The sequence below is a fragment of the Azospirillum sp. UENF 211521 genome (assembly GCF_058780535.1).
Map to the genome: position 1 here is coordinate 541,469 of NZ_JBSNCF010000002.1, position 26,628 is coordinate 568,096.

General features: G+C 69.1%; 23 protein-coding genes. 10 read left to right on the forward strand and 13 right to left on the reverse strand.

What is annotated here, in order from left to right; genetic code table 11:
* Nucleotides 1-32: 32 nt before the first annotated feature.
* Nucleotides 33-458, reverse strand: a complete 426-nt coding sequence (locus tag ACWPN5_RS19150) for a DUF2934 domain-containing protein (protein WP_492296880.1) — start codon at nucleotides 456-458, stop codon at nucleotides 33-35.
* A gap of 137 nt (nucleotides 459-595) precedes the next feature.
* Nucleotides 596-2,017: a GTPase HflX gene (gene hflX / locus ACWPN5_RS19155; RefSeq protein ID WP_145680553.1), complete on the reverse strand. Its 1,422-nt coding sequence runs from the start codon at nucleotides 2,015-2,017 to the stop codon at nucleotides 596-598.
* A gap of 145 nt (nucleotides 2,018-2,162) precedes the next feature.
* Here hflX and ACWPN5_RS19160 point away from each other — a divergent pair, with 145 nt between their 5' ends.
* The 4 genes from ACWPN5_RS19160 to ACWPN5_RS19175 all read left to right on the forward strand — a co-directional run bounded on the left by ACWPN5_RS19160 (nucleotide 2,163) and on the right by ACWPN5_RS19175 (nucleotide 5,658).
* Complete coding sequence (locus tag ACWPN5_RS19160) at nucleotides 2,163-3,806, forward strand: hypothetical protein (protein WP_492296882.1); 1,644 nt, start codon at nucleotides 2,163-2,165, stop codon at nucleotides 3,804-3,806.
* A 57-nt stretch (nucleotides 3,807-3,863) separates the two neighbouring features.
* Entirely contained in the window at nucleotides 3,864-4,613 is a 750-nt protein-coding gene (locus ACWPN5_RS19165) for a TetR family transcriptional regulator (RefSeq protein WP_492296884.1), read from the forward strand.
* Nucleotides 4,614-4,750: 137 nt separating this feature from the next.
* Nucleotides 4,751-5,179: a phasin family protein gene (locus tag ACWPN5_RS19170; protein ID WP_035676200.1), complete on the forward strand. Its 429-nt coding sequence runs from the start codon at nucleotides 4,751-4,753 to the stop codon at nucleotides 5,177-5,179.
* A gap of 143 nt (nucleotides 5,180-5,322) precedes the next feature.
* The gene (locus tag ACWPN5_RS19175; protein ID WP_014197175.1) at nucleotides 5,323-5,658 is read left to right on the forward strand and encodes a tRNA-binding protein; all 336 of its coding nucleotides are present in this window, start codon (nucleotides 5,323-5,325) and stop codon (nucleotides 5,656-5,658) included.
* Nucleotides 5,659-5,726: 68 nt separating this feature from the next.
* Here ACWPN5_RS19175 and rimO read toward each other — a convergent pair whose 3' ends face one another.
* On the reverse strand, nucleotides 5,727-7,091 hold the full coding sequence (rimO, locus tag ACWPN5_RS19180; protein ID WP_492296886.1) for a 30S ribosomal protein S12 methylthiotransferase RimO: 1,365 nt from the start codon (nucleotides 7,089-7,091) through the stop codon (nucleotides 5,727-5,729).
* 349 nt (nucleotides 7,092-7,440) lie between these two features.
* Between rimO and ACWPN5_RS19185 the strand changes: the two genes are divergently transcribed.
* Nucleotides 7,441-7,878 carry a MarR family winged helix-turn-helix transcriptional regulator gene (locus ACWPN5_RS19185; RefSeq protein ID WP_109069538.1) on the forward strand — a complete coding sequence of 146 codons (438 nt, stop codon included), beginning with the start codon at nucleotides 7,441-7,443 and terminating at the stop codon, nucleotides 7,876-7,878.
* A gap of 112 nt (nucleotides 7,879-7,990) precedes the next feature.
* Here ACWPN5_RS19185 and ACWPN5_RS19190 read toward each other — a convergent pair whose 3' ends face one another.
* The 7 genes from ACWPN5_RS19190 to ACWPN5_RS19220 form a co-directional block, all read right to left on the reverse strand.
* Nucleotides 7,991-8,221 carry a formate dehydrogenase subunit delta gene (locus ACWPN5_RS19190; RefSeq protein WP_149650286.1) on the reverse strand — a complete coding sequence of 77 codons (231 nt, stop codon included), beginning with the start codon at nucleotides 8,219-8,221 and terminating at the stop codon, nucleotides 7,991-7,993.
* Nucleotides 8,222-8,253: 32 nt separating this feature from the next.
* Nucleotides 8,254-9,063 carry a formate dehydrogenase accessory sulfurtransferase FdhD gene (fdhD, locus tag ACWPN5_RS19195; RefSeq protein ID WP_492296889.1) on the reverse strand — a complete coding sequence of 270 codons (810 nt, stop codon included), beginning with the start codon at nucleotides 9,061-9,063 and terminating at the stop codon, nucleotides 8,254-8,256.
* 28 nt (nucleotides 9,064-9,091) lie between these two features.
* Nucleotides 9,092-11,908, reverse strand: coding sequence for a formate dehydrogenase subunit alpha (gene fdhF / locus ACWPN5_RS19200; protein WP_492296891.1), 2,817 nt, complete (start codon nucleotides 11,906-11,908; stop codon nucleotides 9,092-9,094).
* Nucleotides 11,909-11,927: 19 nt separating this feature from the next.
* Nucleotides 11,928-13,493, reverse strand: coding sequence for a formate dehydrogenase beta subunit (locus ACWPN5_RS19205; RefSeq protein WP_492296893.1), 1,566 nt, complete (start codon nucleotides 13,491-13,493; stop codon nucleotides 11,928-11,930).
* A complete protein-coding gene (locus ACWPN5_RS19210) occupies nucleotides 13,490-13,978 on the reverse strand; it encodes a formate dehydrogenase subunit gamma (RefSeq protein WP_014197167.1) in 489 nt (162 codons plus the stop codon). Before ACWPN5_RS19210 ends, ACWPN5_RS19205 begins: the two co-directional genes overlap by 4 nt.
* A 156-nt stretch (nucleotides 13,979-14,134) precedes the next feature.
* On the reverse strand, nucleotides 14,135-15,079 hold the full coding sequence (locus ACWPN5_RS19215) for a LysR family transcriptional regulator (RefSeq protein WP_353859568.1): 945 nt from the start codon (nucleotides 15,077-15,079) through the stop codon (nucleotides 14,135-14,137).
* A gap of 128 nt (nucleotides 15,080-15,207) precedes the next feature.
* Nucleotides 15,208-16,461 carry a multidrug effflux MFS transporter gene (locus ACWPN5_RS19220; RefSeq protein ID WP_200479107.1) on the reverse strand — a complete coding sequence of 418 codons (1,254 nt, stop codon included), beginning with the start codon at nucleotides 16,459-16,461 and terminating at the stop codon, nucleotides 15,208-15,210.
* A 284-nt stretch (nucleotides 16,462-16,745) separates the two neighbouring features.
* Between ACWPN5_RS19220 and ACWPN5_RS19225 the strand changes: the two genes are divergently transcribed.
* Nucleotides 16,746-20,330, forward strand: coding sequence for a PAS domain-containing protein (locus ACWPN5_RS19225; RefSeq protein WP_492296897.1), 3,585 nt, complete (start codon nucleotides 16,746-16,748; stop codon nucleotides 20,328-20,330).
* A 33-nt stretch (nucleotides 20,331-20,363) separates the two neighbouring features.
* On the opposite strand, the gene ACWPN5_RS19230 is transcribed toward ACWPN5_RS19225, so the two are convergent.
* From ACWPN5_RS19230 to ACWPN5_RS19240, 3 genes are all read right to left on the reverse strand, one after another.
* Nucleotides 20,364-21,326, reverse strand: coding sequence for a DMT family transporter (locus tag ACWPN5_RS19230; protein ID WP_145680562.1), 963 nt, complete (start codon nucleotides 21,324-21,326; stop codon nucleotides 20,364-20,366).
* Nucleotides 21,327-21,442: 116 nt separating this feature from the next.
* Nucleotides 21,443-21,985 carry a DUF2934 domain-containing protein gene (locus ACWPN5_RS19235; RefSeq protein ID WP_145680563.1) on the reverse strand — a complete coding sequence of 181 codons (543 nt, stop codon included), beginning with the start codon at nucleotides 21,983-21,985 and terminating at the stop codon, nucleotides 21,443-21,445.
* 162 nt (nucleotides 21,986-22,147) lie between these two features.
* Nucleotides 22,148-22,723, reverse strand: coding sequence for an acyloxyacyl hydrolase (locus ACWPN5_RS19240; protein ID WP_247888067.1), 576 nt, complete (start codon nucleotides 22,721-22,723; stop codon nucleotides 22,148-22,150).
* Nucleotides 22,724-22,969: 246 nt separating this feature from the next.
* On the opposite strand from ACWPN5_RS19240, the gene ACWPN5_RS19245 reads away from it, so the two are divergent.
* The 4 genes from ACWPN5_RS19245 to ACWPN5_RS19260 all read left to right on the forward strand — a co-directional run bounded on the left by ACWPN5_RS19245 (nucleotide 22,970) and on the right by ACWPN5_RS19260 (nucleotide 26,540).
* Nucleotides 22,970-24,529, forward strand: coding sequence for a bifunctional aminoglycoside phosphotransferase/ATP-binding protein (locus ACWPN5_RS19245; protein WP_492296900.1), 1,560 nt, complete (start codon nucleotides 22,970-22,972; stop codon nucleotides 24,527-24,529).
* Between the two features lie 138 nt (nucleotides 24,530-24,667).
* Nucleotides 24,668-25,534: a universal stress protein gene (locus ACWPN5_RS19250; RefSeq protein ID WP_492296902.1), complete on the forward strand. Its 867-nt coding sequence runs from the start codon at nucleotides 24,668-24,670 to the stop codon at nucleotides 25,532-25,534.
* A 150-nt stretch (nucleotides 25,535-25,684) separates the two neighbouring features.
* The gene (locus ACWPN5_RS19255) at nucleotides 25,685-25,945 is read left to right on the forward strand and encodes a hypothetical protein (protein WP_145680566.1); all 261 of its coding nucleotides are present in this window, start codon (nucleotides 25,685-25,687) and stop codon (nucleotides 25,943-25,945) included.
* Nucleotides 25,946-26,180: 235 nt separating this feature from the next.
* Nucleotides 26,181-26,540 carry a hypothetical protein gene (locus ACWPN5_RS19260; protein ID WP_492296904.1) on the forward strand — a complete coding sequence of 120 codons (360 nt, stop codon included), beginning with the start codon at nucleotides 26,181-26,183 and terminating at the stop codon, nucleotides 26,538-26,540.
* Nucleotides 26,541-26,628 lie beyond the last annotated feature (88 nt).

Genomic DNA, 26,628 nt, shown 5'->3' on the forward strand with positions numbered 1-26,628 from the left:
GCGCGGCATGGGGGGGGAGGGCCCCCGCCCCTTCAGCCGCGCGAGGCGTCCCGGCGCGACGCCTTGCCCGGCTTTCCGCTGGCTGCACCACCGCGTGAGATCTGGCCGCCGGTTTTGGTCGTGCCGGTCTGCTCCGTCCGTCCGGCCGCCACCGCCGACAGGTTTTCCGCCGCCGCCCGCGTGCCGCTGCCCCCAACGGCCTTGGAAGCGGCCTTTGACTCCTTTGCGGAGGACTGCTTCGCGGCGGTCGCCTTGGAGCGCCGTTTCGGCGGAGCGTCCGGCGCGCCGCTTTCCGTTTCCTCGCCCCGCCGCTCGGCGCGGATCTCGTCGTCGACCTCGGCTTCGGCCTGGGCCCAATGCTCGTCGTGGCGTCCGTCGGGGCGGCCCTCCCGCTCCCAGATGTCATGGGCGCGGCGGCGCACGCGCTCGGCCCGATCGTGGCCCGGCTTTTCAGTCATGGGGCTGCCTCCTCCTGGTCGTGGCGGGACGTCATGGCGGGTCGGGGTCACGGACCGGCCTGCCCGTCACAACGCAGGAGAGCGGCGGTGGTTTCAAACCATCGGAAGCAGAAGGCCGGATGAGGGGCGATTTCCCGTCAGCGGCTGTCCTGTCCGACGAAGCGGTTCTCGAAACGGGCGACGTCGGCGGGGGCCAAGGCAACATGCACATGGGCCTGCCCGTCCTCGTCCCGACGGTCCAGCACCTGCCCATGTTCATAGAGCCAGGCCAGGGCGCGCCCGTCCGACAGGTTCACGCTCAGCTCCAGCACCTGCCGCCCGGCCGAGATGCGCCGGTCCAGCAACTCCAAAAGATCGTCCAGCCCCTCGCCGGTCAGGGCCGACACGGCGACGGCGCGCTCTTCCCCCTCCATCATCCGCTGGTTGGCAAGGCGCATGTGCAGCGCGCCACGGGCGGTCGCCGGCATCTGGTCGGTCTTGTTGAGCACCTCGACCACCCGCGGGTCATTGTCGGCGTCGATCCCGAGGTCGGCCAGCACCGAATCCACATCCGCCTTCTGCGCCGCCGTGTCGGGGTGCGAGACGTCGCGGACGTGCAGGATCAGGTCGGCGGCCTGCACCTCCTCCAGCGTGGCGCGGAAGGCGGCGATGAGCTGGGTCGGCAACTCCGACACGAAACCCACCGTGTCCGACAGGGCCATGGTCTTGCCCGAGGCCAATACGATCCGGCGCACCGTGGGGTCGAGAGTGGCGAACAGCATGTCCTCGGCGGTGACGCCGGCGCCGGACAGCCGGTTGAACAGGGTCGACTTGCCGGCGTTGGTGTAGCCGACCAGCGCCACCAGCGGGGTGCCACCGCGTTGCCGGGCGGAGCGGTGCAGCTTGCGCGTCCGCCGCACCTCCTCCAAGTCCGATTTCAGCCGCGCGATGCGTTCGGCGATCAGGCGGCGGTCGAGTTCGAGCTGGCTTTCGCCGGGGCCGCCGAGGAAGCCGAAGCCGCCGCGCTGCCGCTCCAGGTGGGTCCAGGACCGCACCAGCCGCGAACGCTGGTAGGTCAGCGCCGCCAGCTCGACCTGCAACTGGCCCTCGCGGGTGTGGGCGCGCTCCCCGAAGATCTCCAGGATCAGGCCGGTGCGGTCGATCACCTTGGCCATGCAGCGGCGCTCCAGGTTGCGCTGCTGCACCGGGCTCAGGGGATGGTCGATCACCACCAGATCGGCGTGGAAGGCCTCGACCATGCCGCCGATCCGCTCGGCGGTGCCGCGCCCGAACAGGGTGGCGGGATCGGGGCGGGCGACGCGGATGACCTCGGCGTGCGGCACCTCCAGGCGGATGGCTTGGGCAAGCGCGATCGCTTCGGACAGCCGGGCGTCGGGCTGGCGGAACCCTCCCTGTCCATGAATGCCGTTCCCCTCGTCGGGATGGGCGGGCAGGAGGGGAAGGATGACCAGGGCACGGCCGGAGGAGGGAGGCCGCGCCCCGTCAGGGTCCTGGCCGTGAGCGCTGCGGGAAACGGCGGCGGTGGAACGGGGTGACGGGCGGTCGTCGGAATCAGGCATCGGGCTGGCACCGTTCCTATGGCAATGGGATTGATCGATCAGGAGTTGCAGGTCCGCAAAAAACAGCCCGCCGCCGCCGCGGTTCCAAAACCGTCCGGAATCGTGCACAAACCGCTGGCGCGTAACCTCTGGACATACTCCGATCATGTCATCGTTCGACCGCGGCGCCGTCTCGCCCCATGGGGGCATGCCCAACCGCACCACCGGGATGCCCGGCACCGGCCTGCTGGACCGCTGGCCCTGGTGGGGGCTGTGCGCGGCGCTGGCGCTGGTGATGGTGGTGTCGGCCCTGGCGATCGGCTTCCGCACCCCCTACTGGTCGCACGCCGACCAGGATCTGGTGCTGGCCTATCACGGGCTGCTGTTCAACGAGGGGCTGCCCCAGGAGTATTTCGACCATCCCGGCTACACCTATTTCCTGGTGATCGAGGTCTGGTACCGGCTGCTGCACGCCCTGGGGCTGATGCCGGTCGTCACCCTGTCCGGCTTGCCGCCCGCCGCCGACACCGCCGCCTACACCGCAGCCTGGCAGAATCTGGTGGAGGCCGGGCGGGCGCTGTCCATCCTCATCACCACGACCTTCGCGCTGGTCTACGCCAATCTCGTCCGCGCGCTGGTCGGCGACCGACGGGTGGCCTTCCTGGCCGCCGTGGTGATGGCCTTCGGCATCGGCCTGTCCACCCAGGCGCGGCAGATGCGCACCGATCTGCTGTCGGCCTCCTTCGTGGTGACGGCGCTGCTCCTCGTGCTGGTCGCCGTCCGCACCGCGCCGGGCTGGCGCCCCCTGCTGCTGCTCGGGCTCGCCGGGCTGCTGGCCGGGCTGGCGGTGGTGACGAAGATCCAGGCGATCTTCCTGGCGATGGGCATTCCGGTCATCGCGCTGGCCTTCGGGCGGCGTTTCGCCGGGGAGAGCGGTCCCCGCTGGATTGCCGCCGGGATTCTGGGTCTGGCCGCCGCCGCGTCCATTCCCGCGGTGGCCCTGATCCAGCACGGCATCGCCAGCGCCGGCCAGTCGCTCTATCCCTACCGCCCGGTCGGCGGCGGGCTGTCGGGGGTCTATCAGGGGATCATCGTCGGGTGGGTCGTCCTCGGCATGGCCGTCTACGCGGCGGTGTGGCGGGTGCGCCTGTCCTACGCGGCGGCGGCCATGGCGGCGGTCGCGCTCGGGCTGGCGCTCGGCGTGCTCGCCCTGACGATCCGCCCGCACGAGCAGAACGTCATCGCCGTCGCCAACCTGATCGAGCATATGTTCGTCTTCACCACCTGGAAGCATCAGGCCGCCCTCCAGGGGCAGGAGCAGGTGCTGTCCGACGGGCTGGTGACGTTGCTGGCGAAGGGGCTGTGGCGCACGCTGGCGATCCGCACCATCGTCCTGCACCCCGACAACATCCCGCAGACCGTGGTGGTGGAGTGGTTCATCATCGGCGGCTGCATCGTCCTGTGGCGGCGGGGGGAGCGGGTGGCCGCGGCGCAGGCGGCGCTTCTGCTGCTGGTCGCCTGGGGGCTGGAGACGCTGTTCTCCCTGCGCGGCTTCCAGCGGGCCTACGCCGCCTACACCGACCCGCTGATGGGTCTGGCCGCGGCCTGGGTTCTGCTGCGCCTGCCCGGTCTGCTGGAGCACGCGCGGACGCGGCGCCGGCTCATCGGCACGGTGGCGCTGGTGGTGGTGGTCGCCCAGGTCTGGCCGGCCATCGAGGCGATCCGCCTGCCCAACCCCGCCGGGCAGTGCGGCTGGATTCCCACCTACATGAAGCGGGTCGAGCCCTTCCCCTTCTGCCGCCCCGGTTGAGGTGCGGCGCGGGCGTCCCACATCATGGGGAACAGGCTGACCACGAGGCTCGACCCCATGGACGACACCGCCGACACCCGCTGGAAGACCGACCCCGAAGCCCCCGATGCGGCTGAGAGCGCCGCGGCCGAAAGCGCCACGGCGGGGGGAGGCGCCGACGACCTGGACCGGCGGGTGGCCGCCGCGGCGATGCGGCTCGCCGCCGGACAGGGCTGGCGCAACACCGGCCTGCTGGCGATCGCGCGGGCCGCCGGGGTGCCGCCGGACGTCTTCTACCGCCGCTTTCCCAACCGTTCCGACACGCTGGCCGCGGTGTCGCGGATCGCCGACACCGCGGTCCTCGCCGACGACGCCCCGGCCGGTCCGGACGAGAGCGCCCGCGACCGGCTGTTCGACGTGATGATGCGCCGCTACGACGCGCTGCTGCCCTACCGCGAGGGGCTGCGCTCGGTCGTGCGCGACCTGCGGCGGGAGCCGCTGACCGCGTTGGCCTTCTCCCGCCATTTCGGACGCTCGATGGCCTGGATGCTGCGCGCCGCCGGGGTGGAGGCCGACCGTACCGGCGGTGCCCTGCTGGTGGCCGGTCTGGGCGCGGTGCAGGCGCGGGTCATGCGTGTCTTCCTGGAGGACGACAACGCCGACCTGTCGCGGACCATGGCGGCGCTCGATTCCGAACTGCGGCGGGCGGAACGCTGGGCTGGGGCATTAAGCCGCAGATCCGGGCGCGCTTCTCCCACCGAAGCGCAGGCGGCGCCGCAGAGCGCGGGAGAACCGGCCAGGGAACCGGGAAGCGCGTCCGCTGGTTGAGGTTCCGTAGGACGCAGTGTAGCCCCTGGTGCGACGCACAAGGGCGTTGACTATCTTTTTGGCAATCTGCATAGTCGCGCCACAGGTTTGCTGCGCCGCAGCACGCCGAATGAATCCTTTCGTCGGGGGTGAGAACCATGGCCAAGCAGACCGGTAACCCGTTCCTCGAATTCGACCTGTCCAAGATGCTGGGCGAGTACAAGGTGCCCGGCCTCGACGTCGAATCGATCCTGGCGAGCCAGCGCAAGAACATCGAGGCGGTGACCGCCGCCAACCAGCTCGCGATCGAGGGCCTGCAGGCCGTGCTGCGCCGCCAGGCCGAGATCGTCCGCTCCTCCGTCGAGGAGGCCGGCACCTATGTGAATCAGGTCGCCGCCGCCGGCACGCCGGAAGAGAAGGCCGCCAAGCAGGCCGAACTGGTCAAGGTCGCCTTCGAGAAGGCCCTGTCGAACATCAAGGAACTGGCCGAACTGGTCGCCAAGTCCAACACCGAGGCCGCCGACGTGCTGTCCAAGCGCGTGTCGGAGAGCCTGGACGAGGTCAAGGCCGCCATCGCCAAGAAGTAAGCCTCTCTCCCACCGGGGAGATGCGCCGCAAAGGGCCGCCCATCGGGGCGGCCCTTTCGCGTTTCGGCTTCGGCGTCACCGGTGCTAGCCTTGCCCGTGGTGATTGAAACCGTGACGACCGCAACAGGGCAGGGACGAGAGCCGTGACCATCAGCTACGACGATTTCCTGAAGGTGGACATCCGCGTCGGCACCATCACCGCGGCGGAGCCCTTTCCGGAGGCGCGCAAGCCGGCCTACAAGCTGACCATCGACTTTGGACCGGAGATCGGCACCCGGCGCAGCTCCGCCCAGATCACCCGCCACTACACGCTCGACGAGTTGGTGGGGCGGCAGGTGCTGGGCGTGGTGAACTTCCCGCCCAAGCGCATCGGCCCCTTCACCAGCGAGGTCCTGTGCCTGGGGCTTCCGGACGCCGACGGCGAGGTGGTGCTGGTCGGGCCGGGACAGGGCGTTCCGAACGGCGGGCGGCTGTACTGAGCGTGTGAACAGAAAAAGGGCCGGGAGGCATTGCCGTCCCGGCCCTTTGTCCTTTTGACCGACCGGTCTTACTCGGAGCGCTCGATGGAGCCCCAGAGGTCGTACTCGTCGGCGTGCTCGATGGTCACGTCCACGATGTCGCCCGGCTTCACGTTCGTCTCGCCGTTCAGGAAGACGTTGCCGTCGATCTCCGGCGCGTCGGCGTAGGAGCGGCCGATGGCGCCCTCCTCGTCGACCTCGTCGATGAGAACGCCCAGCGTGAAGCCGACCTTCTGCTGGAGCCGTTCGGCGCTGATCGCCTTCTGCGTCTCCATGAAGCGCTCCCAGCGCTCCTGCTTGACCTCTTCCGGAACGGCGCCGGGCAGATCGTTGGCGGTGGCGCCCTCGACCGGCTCGTACTTGAAGCAGCCGACGCGGTCGAGCTGCGCTTCCTTCAACCACTCCAGCATGAACTGGAAGTCCTCCTCCGTCTCGCCGGGGAAGCCGGTGATGAAGGTGGAGCGCAGAACCAGATGCGGGCATTCCTGCCGCCACTTCCGGATGCGGTCGAGCTGCTTCTCCTGGGCCGCCGGGCGGCGCATCGCCTTCAGCACGGTGGGGGAGGCGTGCTGGAACGGGATGTCCAGATAGGGGAGGATGCGGCCCTCCGCCATCAGCGGGATCACCTCGTCCACATGCGGGTAGGGATAGACGTAGTGCAGGCGCACCCAAACGTCGAAGTTCGCCAGCTCACGACAGAGGTCGATGAAGCGGGCCTTCACCTTGCGACCGTACCAGTCCTCTTCCGCATACTTGCGGTCGACGCCGTAGGCGCTGGTGTCCTGGGAGATGACCAGCAGTTCCTTGACGCCGGCGGTCGCCAGCTTCTCCGCCTCGCGCAGGACCGAGACGACGGGACGGCTGACCAGATCGCCGCGCAGGGACGGGATGATGCAGAAGCTGCAGCGGTTGTTGCAGCCCTCGGAAATCTTCAGATAGGCGTAATGGCGCGGGGTCAGCCGCAGCCCTTCCGGCGGCACCAGATCGGTGAAGGGGTCATGCACCGGCGGCACGGCGTCGTGCACGGCGTTGACCACCTGCTCGTACTGGTGGGGGCCGGTGACGGCCAGCACGTCCGGATGGACCTGCCGGATCATGTCCAATTCCACGCCCATGCAGCCGGTCACGATGACCCGGCCGTTTTCCTTGATCGCCTCGCCGATGGCCTCCAGCGATTCCTTCTTGGCCGAATCGAGGAAGCCGCAGGTGTTGACCAGCACCACGTCCGCGCCGTCGTAGGACGGCGAGATCTCGTAGCCTTCGGCGCGCAGGCGCGTGAGGATGCGCTCGGAGTCGACGAGCGCCTTGGGGCAACCCAGGCTGACGATCCCCACCTTGGGGGAGGAGGCCGGGTTGGTCTTGAAACCGGGAATGGACGGGGGCGTGCTGGTCATGGCGCGGATATATAGGCGAGTCGCGGCGCAACGCCAGACAAAACGCGCGGCGCAGCCCCGACACGAGGTGGTAGGAGCCCTGCGTTGTCTCCGCACCGGGTCCGGTGAACCGGACGGCGCCACAGGGGGGGTGCGACACCTTGTGCTGGATGAGTTTTAAGGTCAATGTTTCGTTTACTGTGCCGATGACGTAGTGTGCGCCCCGTCGTCGGGGGTGGGGGAGTCGTGGACTTGCCTACTGGGGCATGATAGTTTTGTAACCATATAGTCTCTGCATCGTACAGACTCGTTGCCGGCGACTTCGCTGCGCTGCGGGTCATTTTTTTGGCAACTGTCGAGACCCCGCTGCATGTCGAAAAGCCCCCAGTCCCTGGCATCGGCGCAGGCGATCGCCGAGGTCATGATGCACATCGGTCACATCGCCGACAGCATGGGCTACACGCAGGGTTTGAAGCCGTCGCAGTGGACGGCGCTGCGCTACTTCGCGCGCGCCAACGACAGCCAGCGGACGGTGTCGGCCTTCGCGGACTTCCACGCGACGACCCGCGGCGCGGCGTCCCAGATGGTCGAGGTGCTGGTGACGAAGGAGTTGCTGACGCGGGTTCCGGTGCCGGAGGACCGCCGCGTCGTGCAGCTTCACCCGACGGAGAAGGCGCTGGCGCTTCTCGAATACGATCCGCTGAAGGATTTCGCCGCGGTCATCGCCGCTCTGCCGGGGCCGGAGCAGTTCCAACTGGCGGATCTGCTGTCACGCGTGCTCAAGGGGTTGCTGAGCAAGCGGGCGTAGGGAGGACAGGCACGAGCCCCCTCCCTAACCCTCCCCCGCTGACGCAGGGGAGGGGACAATTTCTCCCTTCCCTGCGTCAGCGGGGGAGGGCCGGGGTGGGGGCAACGCGTTCCTACGCGCTGCCCACCGTCGGCCCCTTCAGCCGCTCGACCGCCTGGGTGACGATCTCGTGCAGGCCCTCGCCGCCGGCGCTGCTGTGCTCCAGCAGGCGCTGGCGCATGCGGGGTTCCCAGAAGGCGCGGATGTGGCCGGCGGTTTCGATCACCGCCTCGTCCTGCGGGTAGGACTGGAAATAGCTGGCGATCTGGTTCGCCATGCGGACGAGTTCGCGTGTGGTGTCCATGGGTCGGCTCCCGGAAAAGTCGGTTTTCTTCGTTAACGGAACAGCATGACGCCGTTGCCGCGGGCGCGGGCGGCCAGGGTCATGCCGGCGGCACGGGCGAGCTTCAGCGCCAGCGCCGTGGGGGCGGAGATGGTGGCGAGCATGGGGATGCCGATGGTCGCGGCCTTCTGGACCAGCTCGAAGCTGCAACGGCTGCTCATCACCGCGAAGCCGCCGGACGGGTCGATGCCCGCACGGGCCAGCGCGCCGGCCAGCTTGTCGAGCGCGTTGTGCCGCCCGACGTCTTCCCGCGCCATCACGATGCGCCCGTCCGGCCCGGCCCAGGCCGCGGCGTGCAGCGATTTGTTGGCGCGGTTCATCGGCTGGTGGTCGGGCAAGGCGGCGAAGGCGGCGGCCACCGCCGCCACCGACGGGGTGAAGCCCGCCGTCACCTTCGGCGGCTCGCGCACCGCGTTGGCGAGGCTGTCGATCCCGCACAGGCCGCAGCCGCTCCGCCCTTCCATGGAACGGCGGCGGAGCGAGCCGCGCAGAAGACGCAACGGGTCCGCCTCGATGGACAGGACGATGCCATCCTCGACCGGGCGGACGTCGACGCGGTCGATGTCGGCGGCGCTGCCGACGATTTCCTCGCACAGGCTGAAGCCGAGCGCGAAGTCCTCCAGATCGGCGGGCGTCGCCATCATCACGGCGTGGGAGCGTCCGTTGTATTCGAACGCCACCGGGGTCTCCTCGGCGACCAGCCACGTCACGTCCGCCGTTCTGGCCGCCTGATTCGCCGCCTGATCGGCGAATTCCGGAAAGCCGGTGCCGCTGGCCGGCAGGGAATGGGCGTGAGTGAGCATGGCTGGTCCTCCGCTGCGCGTTGCCGCTTTACTCCGCCGCCACTTCCACCAGATCGCCGCGGCGGATCTGCCAGTCGGACGGGTGGTTGCTCAGCGTCACCTGCACCGCGGTCACCTTGTATTCGGGGCAGTTGGTGGCCCAATCCGAATTCTCGGTGGTGACCACGTTGGCGCCCGTCACCGGGTGGTGGAAGGTGGTGTAGACCACACCCTGCGGCATCCGGTCGGAGATGCGCGCCCGCAGCGTGGTGGCGCCGATGCGGCTGGCGATGGAGACCAGATCGCCGTCGCGGATGCCCCGCTCCTCGGCGTCGTGGGCGTGGAGTTCCAGAATGTCCTCCGGGTGCCACGCCACGTTGGCGGTACGGCGGGTCTGGGCGCCGACGTTGTAGTGGCTGAGGATGCGGCCCGTCGTCAGGATCAGCGGGTAGAAGCGGGAAGCGCGCTCCTCCGTCGGCACATACTCGGTGATCATGAAGCGGCCCTGGCCGCGGACGAAGCCGTCGGCGTGCATGATCGGCGTGCCGACCGACTCCTCGTCGGTGCAGGGCCACTGCACGCTGCCCACCCGGTCCAGCTTCTCGAAGCTGACGCCGGAGAAGGTGGGGGTCAGGCGGGCGATCTCGTCCATGATCTGCGCGCCGCTGCGGTAGAACATGGGATAGCCCATGGCGGTGGCCAGATCGCAGACGACCTCCCATTCCTGCTTGCCGGTCTTGGACGGCATCACCGGGCGGACGCGGTTGATGCGGCGCTCGGCGTTGGTGAAGGTGCCGTCCTTCTCCAGGAAGGAGGTGCCGGGCAGGAAGACGTGGGCGAAGGCCGCGGTCTCGTTCAGGAACAGGTCCTGCACCACGACGATCTCCATGGCCCGCAGGGCGGCGAACACATGCTGGGTGTTCGGGTCGGACTGGGCGATGTCCTCGCCCTGCACGAAGATGCCCTTGAAGGTGCCGTCCACCGCGGAGTCGAACATGTTGGGGATGCGCAGGCCCGGCTCGGGGTCGAGCGCCGCGTTCCACACCTCCTCGAACTGCTGGCGGACCACATCGTCGGAGACATGGCGGTAGCCGGTCAGCTCGTGCGGGAAGGAGCCCATGTCGCAGGAGCCCTGGACATTGTTCTGCCCACGCAGCGGGTTCACGCCGACGCCGTCACGCCCGATGTTGCCGGTCGCCATGGCGAGGTTCGCCATGCCCATCACCGCGGTCGAGCCCTGGCTGTGCTCGGTGACGCCCAGGCCGTAATAGATCGCCGCGTTGCCGCCGGTGGCGTAAAGCCGGGCCGCCGCGCGCATCTCCGCCGCCGGGATGCCGGTGTACTGCTCGGTGTTCTCCGGGGAGTGGCGCGGGTCGCGGACGAAGGCTTCCCACCGGGCGAACTCCATCGGGTCGCACCGGTCGGCCACGAAATTGCGGTCGACCAGATCCTCGGTGACGATCACATGGGCCAGCGCGTTCATCGCGGCGACGTTGGTGCCGGGGCGGAGCTGGAGATGGTGCGTCGCCGAGACGTGCGGGCTGCGCACGAGGTCGATGCGGCGCGGATCGATGACGATCAGCTTGGCGCCCTGGCGCAGCCGCTTCTTCATGCGGGAGCCGAAGACCGGGTGGCCGTCCGTCGGGTTGGCGCCGATGACCAGGATCACGTCGGACTTGTCGACGCTCTTGAAGTCCTGCGTGCCGGCGGAGGTGCCGAAGGTCTGCTTCAGGCCGTAGCCGGTCGGGGAATGGCAGACGCGGGCGCAGGTGTCGACGTTGTTGTTGCCGAAGGCGGCGCGGATCATCTTCTGGACGACGTACACCTCCTCGTTCGTGCAACGGGACGAGGTGATGCCGCCGATGGAGCCGCGGCCGTATTTCTGCTGGACCGCGCGCAGGCGGGTGGCGGCGTAGGCGATCGCCTCCTCCCAGGACACGACGCGCCACGGATCGTCGATGGTCTCGCGGATCATCGGCTGCATCTGGCGGTCGGCGTGGGTGGCGTAGCCCCAGGCGAAGCGGCCCTTGACGCAGGAATGGCCCTCGTTGGCGCCGCCGTCCTTGTGGGGGACCATGCGGACCACGGTGGTGCCCTTCATCTCCGCCTTGAAGGAGCAGCCGACGCCGCAATAGGCGCAGGTGGTGATGACGCTGTGCTCCGGCTGGCCCAGCTCGATCAGCGACTTCTCGGTCAGGGTCGCGGTCGGGCAGGCCTGGACGCAGGCGCCGCAGGACACGCACTCGCTGTCCATGAACTGTTCCAGCGCGCCCGGCGACACCTTGCTGTCGAAGCCGCGCCCGTCGATGGTCAGGGCGAAGGTGCCCTGGACCTCGCCGCAGGCGCGCACGCAGCGCGAGCAGACGATGCACTTGGACGGGTCGAAGGTGAAGTAGGGGTTGCTCTCGTCCTTCACGGCGGCGCGGTGGTTCTCACCCTCGTAGCCGTAGCGGACGTTGCGCAGGCCGACCGCGCCGGCCATGTCCTGAAGCTCGCAATTGCCGTTTGTCGGGCAGGTCAGGCAATCCAGCGGATGGTCGGAGATGTACAGCTCCATCACGCCGCGGCGCAGACGGCCCAGACGCTCGTTCTGGGTGTGCACCTTCATGCCCGGCGCGACCGGCGTGGTGCAGGAGGCCGGCGTGCCGCGCCGTCCCTCGATCTCCACCATGCACAGGCGGCAGGAGCCATAGGCGTCCAGCATGTCGGTCGCGCACAGCTTGGGCACGGTGATGCCGGCCTCCATGGCCGCGCGCATCACCGAGGTGCCTTCCGGCACGGTCACCGTGCGGCCGTCGATGTCCAGCGTCACCATGGTGGCGGACTCGCGGGCCGGGGTGCCGTAATCGATGTCTTGGATGGACATGGGATCTGGTCCTTTCCGCTCACTCGGCCGCGACAGCCGCGGGGCTGCGGGTGAAATCCTCGGGGAAGTGCTTCAGGGCGCTGCGCACCGGGATCGGCGTCATGCCGCCCATGGCGCAGAGCGAGCCGTCGGTCATGACCTCGCACAGGTCGTTGAGCAGCGTGATGTTCGCCTCCACCTTCTCGCCGGCGATGATGTGGTCCATCACCTCGACGCCGCGCACCGCGCCGATGCGGCAGGGGGTACACTTGCCGCAGGATTCGGCGGCGCAGAACTCCATGGCGAAACGGGCCTGCTTGGCCATGTCGACGCTGTCGTCGAAGACGACGATGCCGCCGTGGCCGACCATCGCCTCGACCGCCGCGAAGGCCTCGTAGTCCTTCGGCAGCTCGAACAGCGAGGGCGGCAGATAGGCGCCGAGGGGGCCGCCGGCCTGCACCGCGCGGATTGGGCGCCCGGTGATGGTGCCGCCGCCGAACTCGTAGAGCAGCTCGTGCAGGGTGACGCCGAAGGCCTTCTCGACGATTCCGCCGTGCTTGATGTTGCCGGCGAGCTGGAAGGCCAGCGTGCCGCGCGAGCGGCCGACGCCGAAGTCGCGGTAGTGGTTGGCGCCCTTGTCCAGGATGATCGGGACGGAGGTCAGCGACAGCACGTTGTTGACGACGGTCGGCTTGCCGAACAGGCCCTCCAGCGCCGGCAGCGGCGGCTTGGCCCGGACGGTGCCGCGCTTGCCCTCCAGGCTTTCCAGCATGGAGGTCTCCTCACCGCAGATGTAGGCGCCGGCGCCGACGCGGACGTCGAGGTGGAAGCGGTGGCCGGTGCCGTGGATCTCGTCGCCCAGCCACTTCTCGTCATAGGCCAGCCGGATCGCTTCGCGCATGGTCGCGACGGCGTGCGGGTACTCGGACCGGATGTAGATGTAGCCCTCGGTGGCGCCCACCGCGATGGCGGCGATGGTCATGCCCTCGATCAGGCAGAAGGGGTCGCCCTCCATGATCATGCGGTCGGCGAAGGTGCCGCTGTCGCCCTCGTCGGCGTTGCAGCAGATGTACTTCTGGTCCGCCCTGGCGTTCAGCACCGTGTTCCACTTGATGCCGGTCGGGAAGCCGGCGCCGCCGCGGCCGCGCAGGCCGGATTCGGTGACCTCGGTCACGATCTCCGCCGGGGTCATGGCGAGCGCCCGCTCCAGCCCGCGGAAGCCGCCGTGCAGCCGGTAATCCTCGACCGACAGCGGGTCGATGATGCCGCAGCGGGCGAAGGTCAGACGCTCCTGCTTGGCGAAATAGGGGATCTTCTCGGTCAGGCCGTGGGCCAGCGCGTGGTCGGCGCCTTCGAGGAAACCGGCGTCGAACAGGCCGGCCACGTCCTCGGCCATCACCGGGCCATAGGCGACCCGGCCCTCGGGCGTCTCCACCTCGACCAGCGTCTCCAGCCACAGCATGCCGCGGGAGCCGTTGCGGACGATGCGGAGCGGGATGCCGCGCTTGTTGGCCTCGGCGCGGATGGCGGCGGCGGTCTCGTCGGCGCCCACCGACAGGGCGGCGGCATCGCGCGGCACGTACACGGTGTGCAGGGGCTCGCTCATCGCGCGGCCTCCGTGGCCAGGGTGGAGGCGGTGATGGCATCGAAGCGGGCCGGGCTGACCCGGCCGTGCAGCGTCTCGTCGACCATCACGGCGGGGGCCAGGGCGCAGTTGCCCAGGCAGAAGACCGGCTCCAGCGAGAAGGCGTCGTCGGCGGTGGTCTCGTGGAAATCCACCTTCAGGCGGCGGCGGATGTGCTCGATCAGCCCGTCGGCGTTCATCGACTGGCAGGCCTCGGCCCGGCAGACCTTGATGGTGTGGCGGCCGGGACGGCTGCGGCGGAACTCGTGGTAGAAGGACACCACCCCGTGCACGTCGGCGCGCGACAGGTTCAGCTCACGCGCCAGCAGCGGGATGGCCTCCTCGTCGATGCAGCCGAACTCTTCCTGCAGAGCGTGCAGCATCGGCAGCAGGGCCCCGCGCAGGTGACGGTTGGCGGCGATCACCGCCGTGGCGCGGTCCTCGCTCCATGGAGATCGGGCGTTCATGGTCTCCTCCCCCGCGTCCGCCTGGATCGGCGGCGCTTCGTTGGTGTCTCGTCCGTCAGCGTTACGGACATTGGAGGAGGCGCGCAAATTTGATTTTCTGATGCGGTGATAGGGTTTCGCTATCACCACACGGATTGCGCGGTTATGTCCTTGAGATCATAGCCCTTTTGGCAGGCCCCAGGGGGCCAGGGCCTCGTCGGTCAAGGCGCGCACGCGCTCGGCGAGGCCCGGTTCGGCGGCGACGGAGGCCAGCGCCTTGGCGAGCGGGGCCGGCGGATCGCGGTCGGCGTAGACGAGTCCGACGGCGTAGGTCAGGTCGGGCTCGGTCAGCGGCAGGGCGACCAGATCGGGGTGGAGCGCGACCAGGGTGAGGAGCTGGCTGGGCACCACGCTGGCCGCCAGACCGCTGCGCACGATGGTGTAGATGGTGACGATGGAGTTCGTCTCCATCAGCGGAACCACCGTCCGGTCGGCCATGCGGAAGGCGGTGTCGGCGATGCGCCGGTTCTGCATGTCCGGGGTGAGCAGGCACAGCGGCAGTTTCGCCGCGTCCGCCCAGCGGATGCCGGTCGCGCCCTCCCGGACCTGGCGGCGCTGGGCCAGGAGGAAGTAGCGCTCCGAGAAGAGCGGCACGGTGCGGACGTTGCTCAGCGGCTCGTTGTCGAGGTAGGTGACGGCGGCGTCCAGCTCGAACCCGTCGAGGTCGCGCTGGATGTCCCGCGAGCTGAGCGAACGCACACTGGAGCGGATCTGCGGGTAGCGCTCGGCGAAGCGGGCCAGCACATGGGGGACGGCGGGCAGGGCGGTCGGGATGGCGCCGATCCGCAGATGGCCGGACAGGCCCTGGCCGAGCGCCGTCAGCTCCTGGTACAGCCCGTCCCGTTCCGCGACGATGCGGCGCGCGTATTCGAGCACCTTCAGCCCTTCCGGCGTGAAGCCGGAGAATTTCTGCCCGCGCTCAACGATGGGCACGCGCAGCTCGTCCTCGAGCTGGCGGATGGCGTTGGACAGCGTCGGCTGGGAAACGTGGCAGGCCTCCGCCGCCCGGCCGAAATGCTGCTCGCGCGCCAGGGCCAGCAGATAGACGAATTTGCGGAACACAGTCCCCTCCCGTGCGTGATGGGCCGGTGCCCCATCGGCGCCCGCAGCCGGGCGTCGCGCACGTTATGCCGAATCGGGCACACCGGCGGCAAGGAAAGAGGTTCCCCGCCGGCGCGTCCGTCGGCGGATCACTCCCCGGGTTGCGCCGCGTGGGCCGCGTGGGTGGAGCGCATCAGGGTTCCGCGTTCGGTCAGCAGAACGGTCAGCAGCGCCAGCAGGCCCAGCACCGTGAAGCCGATGGTCAGCGGCCGCACGGTGCCGTCGAAGGACTGGCCGACGATCCAGCCGACCACGGCCGCCAGTCCGGTGCTGAAGAAACCGACGAAGGAGGATCCCATGCCCGCCACATGTCCCAGCGGCTCCATCGCCATGGCGTTGAAGTTCGGGGCGATCAGGCCGAAGCAGAAGAAGATCGCCGCCATGAACAGGCCGAGGCCGAGCAGCGGCGGGTGTTCCGGAAAGCCGAGCAGCGCCATGGCGAGGCCGGTCAGCGCGTAGCCGATCAGGGCGACGTGCGACACCCGGTGCATGCCGACCCGCCCGACCAGCCGCGCGTTGACCAGCGAGGCCAGAGCCATCACGCCGGCGATCGCCCCAAAGGCCACCGGGAACAGCGCGCCCAGCCCGTAAACGTCCACGAAAATCTGCTGGGCGCTGCCGACGTAGCTCAGCAGCCCGCCGAACAGCAGCCCCATCGCCGCGGTGTAGCCGACCGTGGCGCGCGTCGTCACCACTTTGTGGAAGGCGTGGCCGAGCGCCGCCGGGGACAGCGGCAGCCTATCCTCCGCCGCGCGGGTTTCCCTCAGCCGAAGCATCGACCAGGCGAAGGCGGCGACGGCGGCCAGGAACAGCGCGCCGAACACCCACGGCCAAGTGCCGAGACGCAGGATGCCCTCGCCCAGGGCCGGCGCGATGATCGGCACGATGATGAAGATCATCATGACGAAGGACATCACCCGCGCCATGTCGCGCCCGACGAAGCGGTCGCGCACGATGGCGATGGCGACGACGCGCGGCGCGGCGGCGCCGAAGCCCTGGAGCGCGCGGGCGGCCAGCAGCGTGGTGAAGCTGGGGGCGAAGACCGCGCCCAGCGACCCGATGGCGAAGATCACCAGCCCGGCGGCCAGCACCGGCTTGCGCCCGAAGCGGTCGGACAGCGGTCCGTGGAAGGGTTGCCCGACCGCGAAGCCCAGCATGTAGGCGGTGATGACGAACTGCCGGTCGTTTTCGCGGACCACCCCGAAGGACGCGGCGATGTCCGGCAAAGCAACGAGCATGATGTCGATGGACAGCGCCGTCAGCGCCATCAAGAGGGCCATGAGCGCGACGAACTCGCCGAAACGGACGTCGCCGCTCCGGCCGGCGGAAGCGGAATGGGGCATGGAGTCAGGCATTGGACCAATGTGCCGCCCGTCCGTCTCCGCGGCAAATCGAATTCCCGCAGGCCCGCCATCGATATTTGGACATCGACAATTCAAGGCTGTGGCACCTTCCCGCCTTGTGCGCCGCACACTACCACTTTTTATGGAAGGCCCAACTTTCATTTGCGAAAGACAAGAACTTCACGTGGACACTGCTGAAAATAGTGATAGATGCGCGGATTTTGTGGGAGTCGCCTGAGTGCGTCTCTATAGTGGGCGGCGTCAACGGTCTGTGAAAAGTGGGTATGCGCCTTCGTCTCCCCTTTGTGGCCCTGCTGGCGCTTCTTCCGCTCGTCGCCTTTGCGGTGGCCGCGATCATGCTGGTCGACCGTCAGCAGGAGCGGTCGGTGGAGGAGTTGGTCCGCCATGCCACCGACGCGGCGGTGCGGACGGTTGATGGGCGCGTCCTTATGACGCGCAGCGCGTTGGAGATCATGTCCTCGGCCCGTTCGCTGGACATCGGCGACCGCAACGTCTGGAAGGAGCGGTCGGAGCGTGCGCTGCGGCAGCGTCCGGATTGGGTCGCCCTGGAGGTGCGCGACCGCCAGGGTATGGTCACCCTGCTCCAACGGCCGCAGGATCCGGACGCCGGCCGAATCGATCCCGCCGCCCGGGCCGCCCAGGCCGACCGGGTGTTCCGGTCGGGAGAGTCCTGGGTCGGCGGCGTCATCAGGGATCCGGCCGGCACGGTGGAACCGGTCTTCGCGGTCAGCGTGCCGGTGTGGGGCGTGGGCGAGGTGCGGCTGGTGCTGACCGCCTATGTGCGGGCCTGGTCGCTGCGTCAGGTCTTGATCGATCAGGTGGTGACCCCGAGTTGGGTCGGCGCGCTACTCGACCGCGACGGGCGGATCGTCGCCCGGACGCGATCCGAAACCGCCTTCGATCCGGCGGTCGGACAACCGGCGCCCGACACCCTGGTCCGTCCGCTGAGGAGCGGCGAGGAGTTCTTCCTGGCCCACACCCGACTGGGGGAGGAGATTCTGTCGGCGAAGGCCGGTTCCATCGCCGCGTCCGGCTGGCTCCTGGCTCTCGGCACGCCGGCCGAGCCGATCCAGGCGGCGGCGCGGCGCACGATCTACACCGTGGCCGGCGGCGGGCTGGGCGCCCTGGCCATAGCGGCGCTGGTTGCCTGGACGCTGGCACGCTCCCATGCCCGGCGGGAGGCGGCGGAGCAACGCGCCCGGGTGGCCGAGGCCGCGGCGGAGGCCGACCGGCGGTCGCACGCCATTCTGGAAAGCACGACGGACGGCGTCTACGAAATCGACCGGTCCTGGCGCATCGTCTACATGAACGGGCGCGCGCGCGGCCTGATGGGCGGCAGCAGCGACCTGACCGGTCAGCGGCTCTGGGAAGCCTTTCCCGACGCCATGGGGACGGTGCTCTGGGACCGCCTGCAAACGGCCATGAGGGACCGCCACCCCGACGAGTTCGAAGCCTATTTCGCACCGCTCGGCGTCTGGCTCTACCTGCGGGTTTTCCCGTCGTCGGTCGGTCTGGCCATCTATTTCCAGGACATCAGCAAGCGCCTTCTCGCCGAACGTGCGCTGGAACGCGCGGTGGAGCAGGCGAACCAGATCCTGGAGAGCATTGGCGACGCCTTCTACGCCATCGACCGCGACTGGCGGATCACCTATGTGAACAAGCGCGCCCAGGAGATGTTCGACCGCACGCGTGTTGATCTTGTCGGACGCTGCCTGCTGGATCTGTTTCCTGAAGTGGCCGGCAACACCATCATCCGCACCTTCGAAGCCGCCATGGCCGACCAGCAGCCGCGGGAGTTCGAGGCGCTGTCCGGCATCTTCCAGCGCTGGACCATGTTCAACGTTTACCCGCAGGCGGGCGGCGGCCTGTCCATCTATTTCCGCGACGTGTCCGCCCACCGCGCGGCGGAGGCCGCCCTGCGGGCCAGCGAGCAGCGCTACCGGACGCTCCTGGAGGCGCTGCCGCAGATGGTCTGGACCTGCCGGGCGGACGGCGGCTGCGACTTCCTCAGCCGGCAATGGCTGTCTTACACCGGCCAGACGATGGAGGAGGGACGGGGGAACGGCTGGTCCGCGGTCATTCATCCCGATGACAGGGAGCGGATGTTCGCGGTCTGGATGCAGGCCGTGGAGAAGCGGACGACTTACGACACGGAGGCGCGCATCCGCAGCGTCGATGGAACCTACCGCTGGTTCAAGCAGTGCGCGTTGCCGATCGTCGATCCGGAAACCGGCGAGGAGCGTTGGTTCGGCACCTCCACCGACATCACCGACATGTTCGAGGCGCGCACCGCGATGCAGGCGGCGAAGGAGGAGGCGGAGCAGGTCGGGCTGCGCTTCCGCACGCTGGCCGATTCGATCCCGCAGCTCGCCTGGATGGCGCGTCCGGATGGCCGCATCTTCTGGTACAACCGGCGATGGCGCGACTACACGGGTGTCGAGGGCGCGGACTCCGCAAACGGCCCGTTGTGGGACGGCATCCTTCCCGCCGACCACGCCGACCGCGTCACCGCCAGCCTCCAACGCTCCTTCCGGACGGGGGAGCCGTGGGAGGACACCTTCCCCATGGCCGGACGGGACGGCGCCTTCCGCTGGTTCCTGTCGCGGGCGTTGCCCGTGCGCGATTCCGACGGCGCCATCGTGCTGTGGTTCGGCACCAACACCGATGTGACCGACCGGCTGGAGTCCGAGGAGGCCCTGCGCCGGGCCAAGGAGGAGGCGGAGCGGGCGGCCCTGTCCAAATCCAAGTTCCTCGCCTCGGCCAGCCACGACCTGCGCCAGCCGATGCAGTCGCTGTTCCTGTTCTCGGGCGCGCTGCATGGCCACGTCCAGAGCGAGAAGGGACAGAAGGCGCTGCGCCTCCTGGAGAGCGGGCTGGACGCGCTGAAAGGGTTGCTGGACAGCCTGCTCGATGTGTCCCGTCTCGACGCCGGGGTGGTCAAGCCGACGCTGGAGGACTTCCCGATGGCTCTGCTGCTCGACCACATCGCGGCGGGCTACGCCCCGGTGGCCCGTGGCAAGGGGCTCGACTGGACGATGGAGGGGTGCCCGCTGAACATCCGCTCCGACCGTGTCCTGCTGGGCCGGATGATCCGCAATCTCGTGGAGAACGCCATCCGCTACACCGAGCAGGGCAACATCGCCATCACCTGCTCGGTCGTGGACGGGCGGATGCGGATCACGGTCGCCGACACCGGCATCGGCATTTCGGACGAGCATCTGCCCCGGATCTTCGAGGAGTTCCACCAAGTCGGAAACCCGGAGCGCGACCGCAGCCAGGGTCTCGGGCTGGGCCTCGCCATCGTGCAGCGCATCGGGCTGCTGCTGGAGCACCCGGTGACCGTCCGCTCCACGCCCGGCGTCGGGTCGGTCTTCACCATCGAGGTGCCGCTGGGCGAGACTCCGAAGCCGGTGGACCTCGTGCCGGCGGTGCACCCCCTTGCGACGCGGCCCGTGGCGGCGGGCGGCGGGGAGGAGCGGCTGGCGATGGTCATCGACGACGATTCCATCGTGCTGCTGGGCCTGCAGGCGATCCTGCGCGAATGGGGCTACGAGGTGCTGATCGCCGGGTCCGGGGAGCAGGCGGTGGACAAGCTGCGCTCGGTCAGCCGCAAGCCCGACATCATCATCGCCGACTACCGTCTGCGCGAAGGCAAGGTCGGCACCGACGCCATCCTCGACATCCGCCGGCTGTTCGACTCCGAGATTCCGGCGATCGTCGTGACCGGCGAGACCGGTCCGGAGTGCCAGCGCGACGCGGTGCGCCACGGCTTCGGCCTGATGCACAAGCCGGTGACCCCGCGCCAGCTGGCCGGGGCGATGGAGCGCTCCCTGCAGCTGGCCGAGTGAGGCCGGCGGAGTGACGCCGACGGCGTCGGAGGGTCAGTCGCCGCCGCCGCCCATCGCGGGCGGGCTGGGGGGAAGGCGGCGGCGGGTCTCGCGGTGCAGAATGTAGAGGCCGCTCACCGCCACCACGGCGGCGCCCGACACCATGTGCAGGGTCGGCATCTCGTTCCACAGCAGCCAGCCGAACAGCACGGCCCACAGCAGCGCGGCGTAGTTGAAGGGCGCCACCACGGCCGCCGGGGCCAGCGAATAGGCCCGCGTCAGGAACAGCTGCGCGCCACCGCCGAGAACGCCGGTGGCCGACAGCAGGGCGAAATCGGTCAGGCTGCGCGGGGTGACCCACACGAAGGGCATGACCAGCGCCAGGATCAGGGTGGTGATGGCCGTGAAGTAAAAGACGATGGTGTTGGCGCGCTCGGTCTTGCTGAGCTGGCGGATCGCCACCATCGCGAAGGACTGGCAGAAGGCGGCGCCGAGCGCGACCAGGGCGCCCAGATGCGTGAGCATCTCGCCGGACGGCTGGACCATGATGAGGACGCCGACGAAGCCGACCAGCACCGCGCTCCACCGGTAGACGCCCACCCTCTCGCCGAGCAGCGGCACCGACAGGGCGGTGAGGAAGAGCGGGGCCGAGAAGTTCAGCGCCACCGCGTCGCCCAGCGGCAACAGGTTGAACGACCAGAAGGTCAGCGACATCGCGGTCAGCCCGACGACCGAGCGCCAGACATGCCCCATCGGCCGCTCGGTGCGCAGGTTGTTGATCCAGCCGCCCTGAAGAGAGATGACCACCGCCACGGGGATCAGCGCCATGGCGTTGCGGAAGAAGGTCACCTCGATGACGGGGTACGTCTCCGAGAGCAGCTTCACCAGCACGTTCATCACGGAGAAGAGCAGCACCGACCCCAGCATCATGACGATGCCGAGCGGTATGTTCTCCACGCGGATGTGGCGGGGCGTCGCGGGACGGGCGGGGGCGGGGGAGAGGGGGGGCGCGGTCACGCCCGAATGCTATCAAGCGCAACCACCCGCGTCACGTTGCCGCGACGCGGGTGGTCATGTCCTGACGGAATGGCCGGATTGCGGCGCCATGCCGATCCGGCCGCCTTGCGGTCCCGTCAGCGGTTGTTCAGCAGGTCGGCGATCTCGGCCTCGGCCAGCAGCCAATGGTCCATCTCGCGTCCGTTCGGCCGGCCCTCGCGCTCCCAGATCTCATAGGCGCGCTCCTGCACCATGCGGCTCTTCTGGCCCTGCAGCAGGCCCTCCGCGATGTGCATGTTGATGCGCGACAGCGAAACCAGCTTGCGCGCCTCGATGGAGCCCTTGGTCGCTTCCATGGTGGTGACGGTGACGTACTGCGCGAGGTTGCGCAGGTTCGCCTTCACCTCGGAGTCCAGGGTGTTCTCCTCGTTCTGGAGCACCGTCTTGATGGCGACCCAGAGGCGCAGGTTGTGGTCGAGCGCGTGGCTCGCCTTCTCCGGGGTGTCGGCTTCGACCAGCAGGCTGGCGGCGTGCAGGAGAGCGACCGCGTCCTGCTCGATGGCCGCGAAATTGGTGTTCAGGACGATTTCCGCCCCGGTGTCGGTGGCGAGCGCCTCGGCCGCTTCAAGCGACGGAGCGGCTTCGACGGTCTTTGCGGTGGCGGTCTTGCGCTTGGCCATGATCGAATCCCCGGCGTTGGTCCCCATGGTCAATAGAACCAGCCGTCATTAACAAGTGGTTAAGGCGAGTATTGCCAACCCCTTTGCGCAGCCTTCGCGTCAGAACAGAGGTCAAGTGATTCGCGGATGGTCATGCTGCGCCGCAAAACAACCGGCGGAGTCTCAGCGTCCGGTGAAGGCTCCGAACGGCATGCGGTAATAAAATCCGAAGACGTTGTTGGCCGGCGTGGCGGCGTCGGTGGCCGGGCCGCTGGTGTCGATGCGGCTGTAGCCGAGACTGAAGCGGGCCTTGTTCTCGAACTGGTACCCGAGTTCGAGCTGGGAGCGGAACTCGACCACGCTGCCGGTCGCCGACGGATCGCGCGGAGTGACGGGCAGGGTTCCGGCGCCGACGCTGGGCGTGAAGACGAAGGAGGAACCGCCGAGCGGCACGTCGATCAGGATGCCGCCCATGCCGTGCAGGCTGCCGTCCGGCGCGCTGGGGCCGAGCGACACCCAGGGACGCACCTCCGCGTAGCCGTCGAGCTTGGGCAGCAGGGAGGAGCCGATGCGGATCTTGTTGTGCAGGTCGGACACCTTGGTGTCCGGCGTTTCCCCGACGCTGTAGGCGAGGCCGCCGATCTTCCAGTTTCCGATCCGGTCTTCGGGCATCGACAGGGTCTGCGCGCCGGCGGGACCGGAGAGCGCGAGGCCCGCCACGGCAACCACCAGACAGAGGCACGAGGTCCCATGACGCACGGCGGCCTGCTCCCGATCGATCGTTGACCGTCCTACTCCGGCTGCTCCAGCCTACCGCGTCCGATCCCGACGCGGTTGTGGCATTACGCGTTGCACCGCACCCCCGCGCAAGCGCGTAACGGGGCTACTCCCACATGTCGTGCGCGCCGCGCGCCGCGTCAATGGTGGGAGGGCTGCCCTGATCGGGACGGCCTAGGCGGTTGGCGGGGCTCATCGGGGGGCGGGGGAGCGTGCTAGACTGTAGTCATGCAGCCCACCGCTTCCGATCCGGCACAGGAGCCGACGCCGTCGGTGGCCGCCTTCCTCGCTGATCCGGCGAGCCACGGCGGTGCGGCGGTGGAGCGTGTCGAAACCCACGCGGCCATGGTGTTCCTGGCCGGTGACCGCGCCTACAAGCTGAAGCGCGCGGTCCGCTATCCCTATCTGGATTATTCGACGGCGGAGCGGCGGCGGGCGGCCTGCCTGGAGGAACTGCGCCTGAACCGGCGGACGGCGCCCTCCCTTTATCTCGGCCTGGAGTCGGTGGTGCGGCGGGCGGACGGAACGCTCGCCTTCGGCGGCGCGGATGCCGCGGGTGGCGTGGCGCTGGACTGGCTGGTCGTGATGCGCCGCTTTCCCCAGGACGCCCTCCTGGACCGCGTGGCGGAGCTGGGCGGTCTCGACGAGGCGCTGGTTCGCGGCCTCGCGGACGCCGTCACCGCCTTCCACCAGGCCGCCGCGCCGCGCCCGGACGGCGGCGGGGCCGTGGCGATGCGGGAGGTGGTGGAGGGGAACATCGCTGAATTGCGCGCCAGCCCCACACTGTTCCCGCCGGAGCGTGTGGAGCGGCTGGCCAGCGCGTCGGCGGCGGCGCTTGAGCGGCTGTCCCCGCTGCTGGAGGAGCGGCGACGCGGCGGTTTCGTCCGGCATTGCCACGGCGACCTCCATCTGCGGAACATCGTTGATTTGGACGGAAGGCCCGTCCTGTTCGACGGCATTGAGTTCGACGAGCGGCTGGCGGTCATCGACGTCGCCTATGATCTGGCCTTCCTTCTGATGGATCTGGACCGGCGGGGGCTTCGCCCGCTGGGCAACGCCGTCCTCAACCGCAGTCTGGACGCGACGGAGGATTACGGCGCCCTGGCGCTTCTGCCCCTGTTCCTGTCGGCGCGGGCGGCCATCCGCGCCAAGATCGCGGCCAGCACGGCGTCTCTCGGTCACGGCGGTGACGCGGCACGCACGTCGGAAGGGGAGGCGGCCGCCTATCTGGAGCAGTCCCTCGCGGCGCTGGAGCCGCCGCCACCGCGGCTGGTTGCCGTCGGCGGCCTGTCCGGCAGCGGCAAGACCCGGCTGGCCCGCGCCCTGGCGCCCTCGCTCGGGGCATCGCCCGGTGCCGTCGTCCTGCGGTCCGACGCACTGCGCAAGCGCCTCGGCGGCGTTGCGGAGACGGAGCGCCTTCCCGCGGAGGCCTACGCGCCGGCGATGACCGAGCGGGTCTATGCCGGGCTTCTTGAGCGGGCACGGATCGTGCTGGCCGCCGGGCACGCCGTGGTGCTGGACGCGGTGCACGCCCGCCCGGACGAACGGGACGCCGTCGCCCGTCTTGCGGCGGAGGCTGGCGTGAGATTTGACGGCGTCTGGCTCGACGCGCCCTTGGATACCCGGATCGCCCGCATCGCCGTCCGCCGCGGCGACGCCTCGGACGCGACGGCGGAGGTCGCCGAGCGTCAGGACGTCTATGATCTGGGCCCGCTCGCGTGGCTGCGTACGAATGCTGGCAGGGATGCGGGGGAAACGCTTGCGGCCGTGCTGGAGCGACTGGTGTAATTCCAGGTGGAACGGGCGCCGCCGGTTCCCCATGGTCTAGACTACGGGCGGCGCGGCGCTGGAAACGGTGCATCCAGCCGCCGTTCCGACAGGCACCGTCCAGAAGATGGGCCGGCGGAAACGGCCCGGGGGGAGATCATGTCACTCAAGACGATCCTTGTGCCGCTGGCCGGACTCGACGGCGACACGGTGGCTTTGAACGCCGCGCTGAAGATCGCGCGCGAATTCGACGCCCATATCGACGCCCTGTTCGTGTCGCTGGACCCGCGCGACGCCGTGCCCATGCTGGGCGAGGGCATGTCCGGCGCGATGGTCGAGGAGATCATGCGCGCCGCCGAAGGGGAGTCGAAGACCCACCTCCACACCGCCCGCCGCACCTTCGACGATGTGATTCGCGCCGCGGACATCGAACTGCGCGACATGCCCACCGGCGTCGAGGCGCCGACCGCCCAGTGGCGCGAGGAAACCGGCCGCGTCGAGGAGGTGGTGCCGCGCGAAGGGCGGCTGGCCGATCTGCTGGTCTTCGCCCACACCACCTTGGACAGCAACACCCAGGCCTACGCCACGGTGGAAAGCGCCCTCTTGGGGGCGGCCCGTCCGCTGCTGCTGGCGCCCGCCACGCTGCCGGACGAGATCGGGCGCACGGTCGCGCTCGCCTGGAACGGCAGCCCCGAATCGGTGCGCGCCCTGGCCGGGGCGATGCCCTTCCTGACCGGCGCCGATACCGTTCATGTCCTGACCGCCGAAACCTCCAACACCCAGGCTGCGGCAGGTCGTCGCATTGCCCAACATCTGGCTTGGCACGGCATTAAGGTTCAGGTAACCATATTGAAGCCGGGATCGGAACCCGTCGGCCAAGCCATCATCAACAAGGCCGCGGAACTTGGGTCCGACCTCCTCGTGATGGGGGGCTACGGACACAGCCGGATGCGGGAAATGATCCTGGGTGGCGTGACCCGCTATGTGCTGAATCACGCCGGCCTGCCCGTGCTGATGGCCCACTGACCACAGGGCCGCTCTTTCAAAAGGCCGGGCTTCTCCGATCCGACGCGCGGCGCCGCACTGTCCGGCGCCCTCCACGCCGATGGTTTTCAACCAAAAAGGCCACCCGGACTCCGGTCCGGGCAAGGCCCGGCAATCGGGAAGGAACGCGCCATGTTGACGATCGACGATTGCATCGCGCTCAGCGATCTGACCGAAGCGGAAATCGACGCCATCGCGGAACATGAGCATCTGCCGGAAATCCTGGCGGTGGAACTGGGCTGCTGCCTCGCCCACGACGCCGAAGGCATCCGTCGGATCGCCCGCATCATCCGCGAGGACATCGACCGCGCCCGCAGCCACGGGCAGGTCGTCCATGCCCGCCAGCTGACGGTGGTCCTGGACGGCTTCGTGCACCAGCACCCGGCCCTGTAGACGAGCCTGCGGCGCACAGGCCCCACGGGTCGGAAGCGAGGAAGGAAACGCCCCATCCGCACCGCGACGGTGCGGTGGGGAGCGGGGAGGTGCGGAACAACCGGCCCTCCGTTCGGTTGGCATTGGCGGGTTGGCGTCGGGGGGACGGCGGGGAGTGCGCAAGGCGCGCTCCCCCAACCGTCGAGCCACCGCGACGCGCAGTCTTGTTCCGCCGCCAGCACAAAGGACGACGCCCGTGCCCTTGAAGACGATCCGCCTCGAACTGGCCCGCACCGCCGACCATCCGGAAGGCAGCGCGGAGCATGGCTATGAATTCACCGCTCCGCTGACCGCGGACGGTCACCTCGATCTCGAGGAATGGCGCAACCAGACGTCCGCCTGCACGGTCCGCCGCTTCTGGCGCGGCGAGGACGAGCAGGCCGGCCACTTGGTGCACCGGGGCAAGGGATGGCTTTTCGACTACGACGCCGACGACACGGACGACGACGAACCGATCTTCCGTTTCGACCGCCATACGCTGGTCGAGGGCGAATACATCTCCATCACCGAACATGACGGAGAGCAGCGCCCCTTCCGCGTCGTATCTGTCCGCTGAACGCCGGCCCGCTGAACGCCGGACGACTTCCGCGGCGGTCGGCTTGTTCCGGACCCGCCGCGCGACGTCACCCGATCAGGCGGCCAGC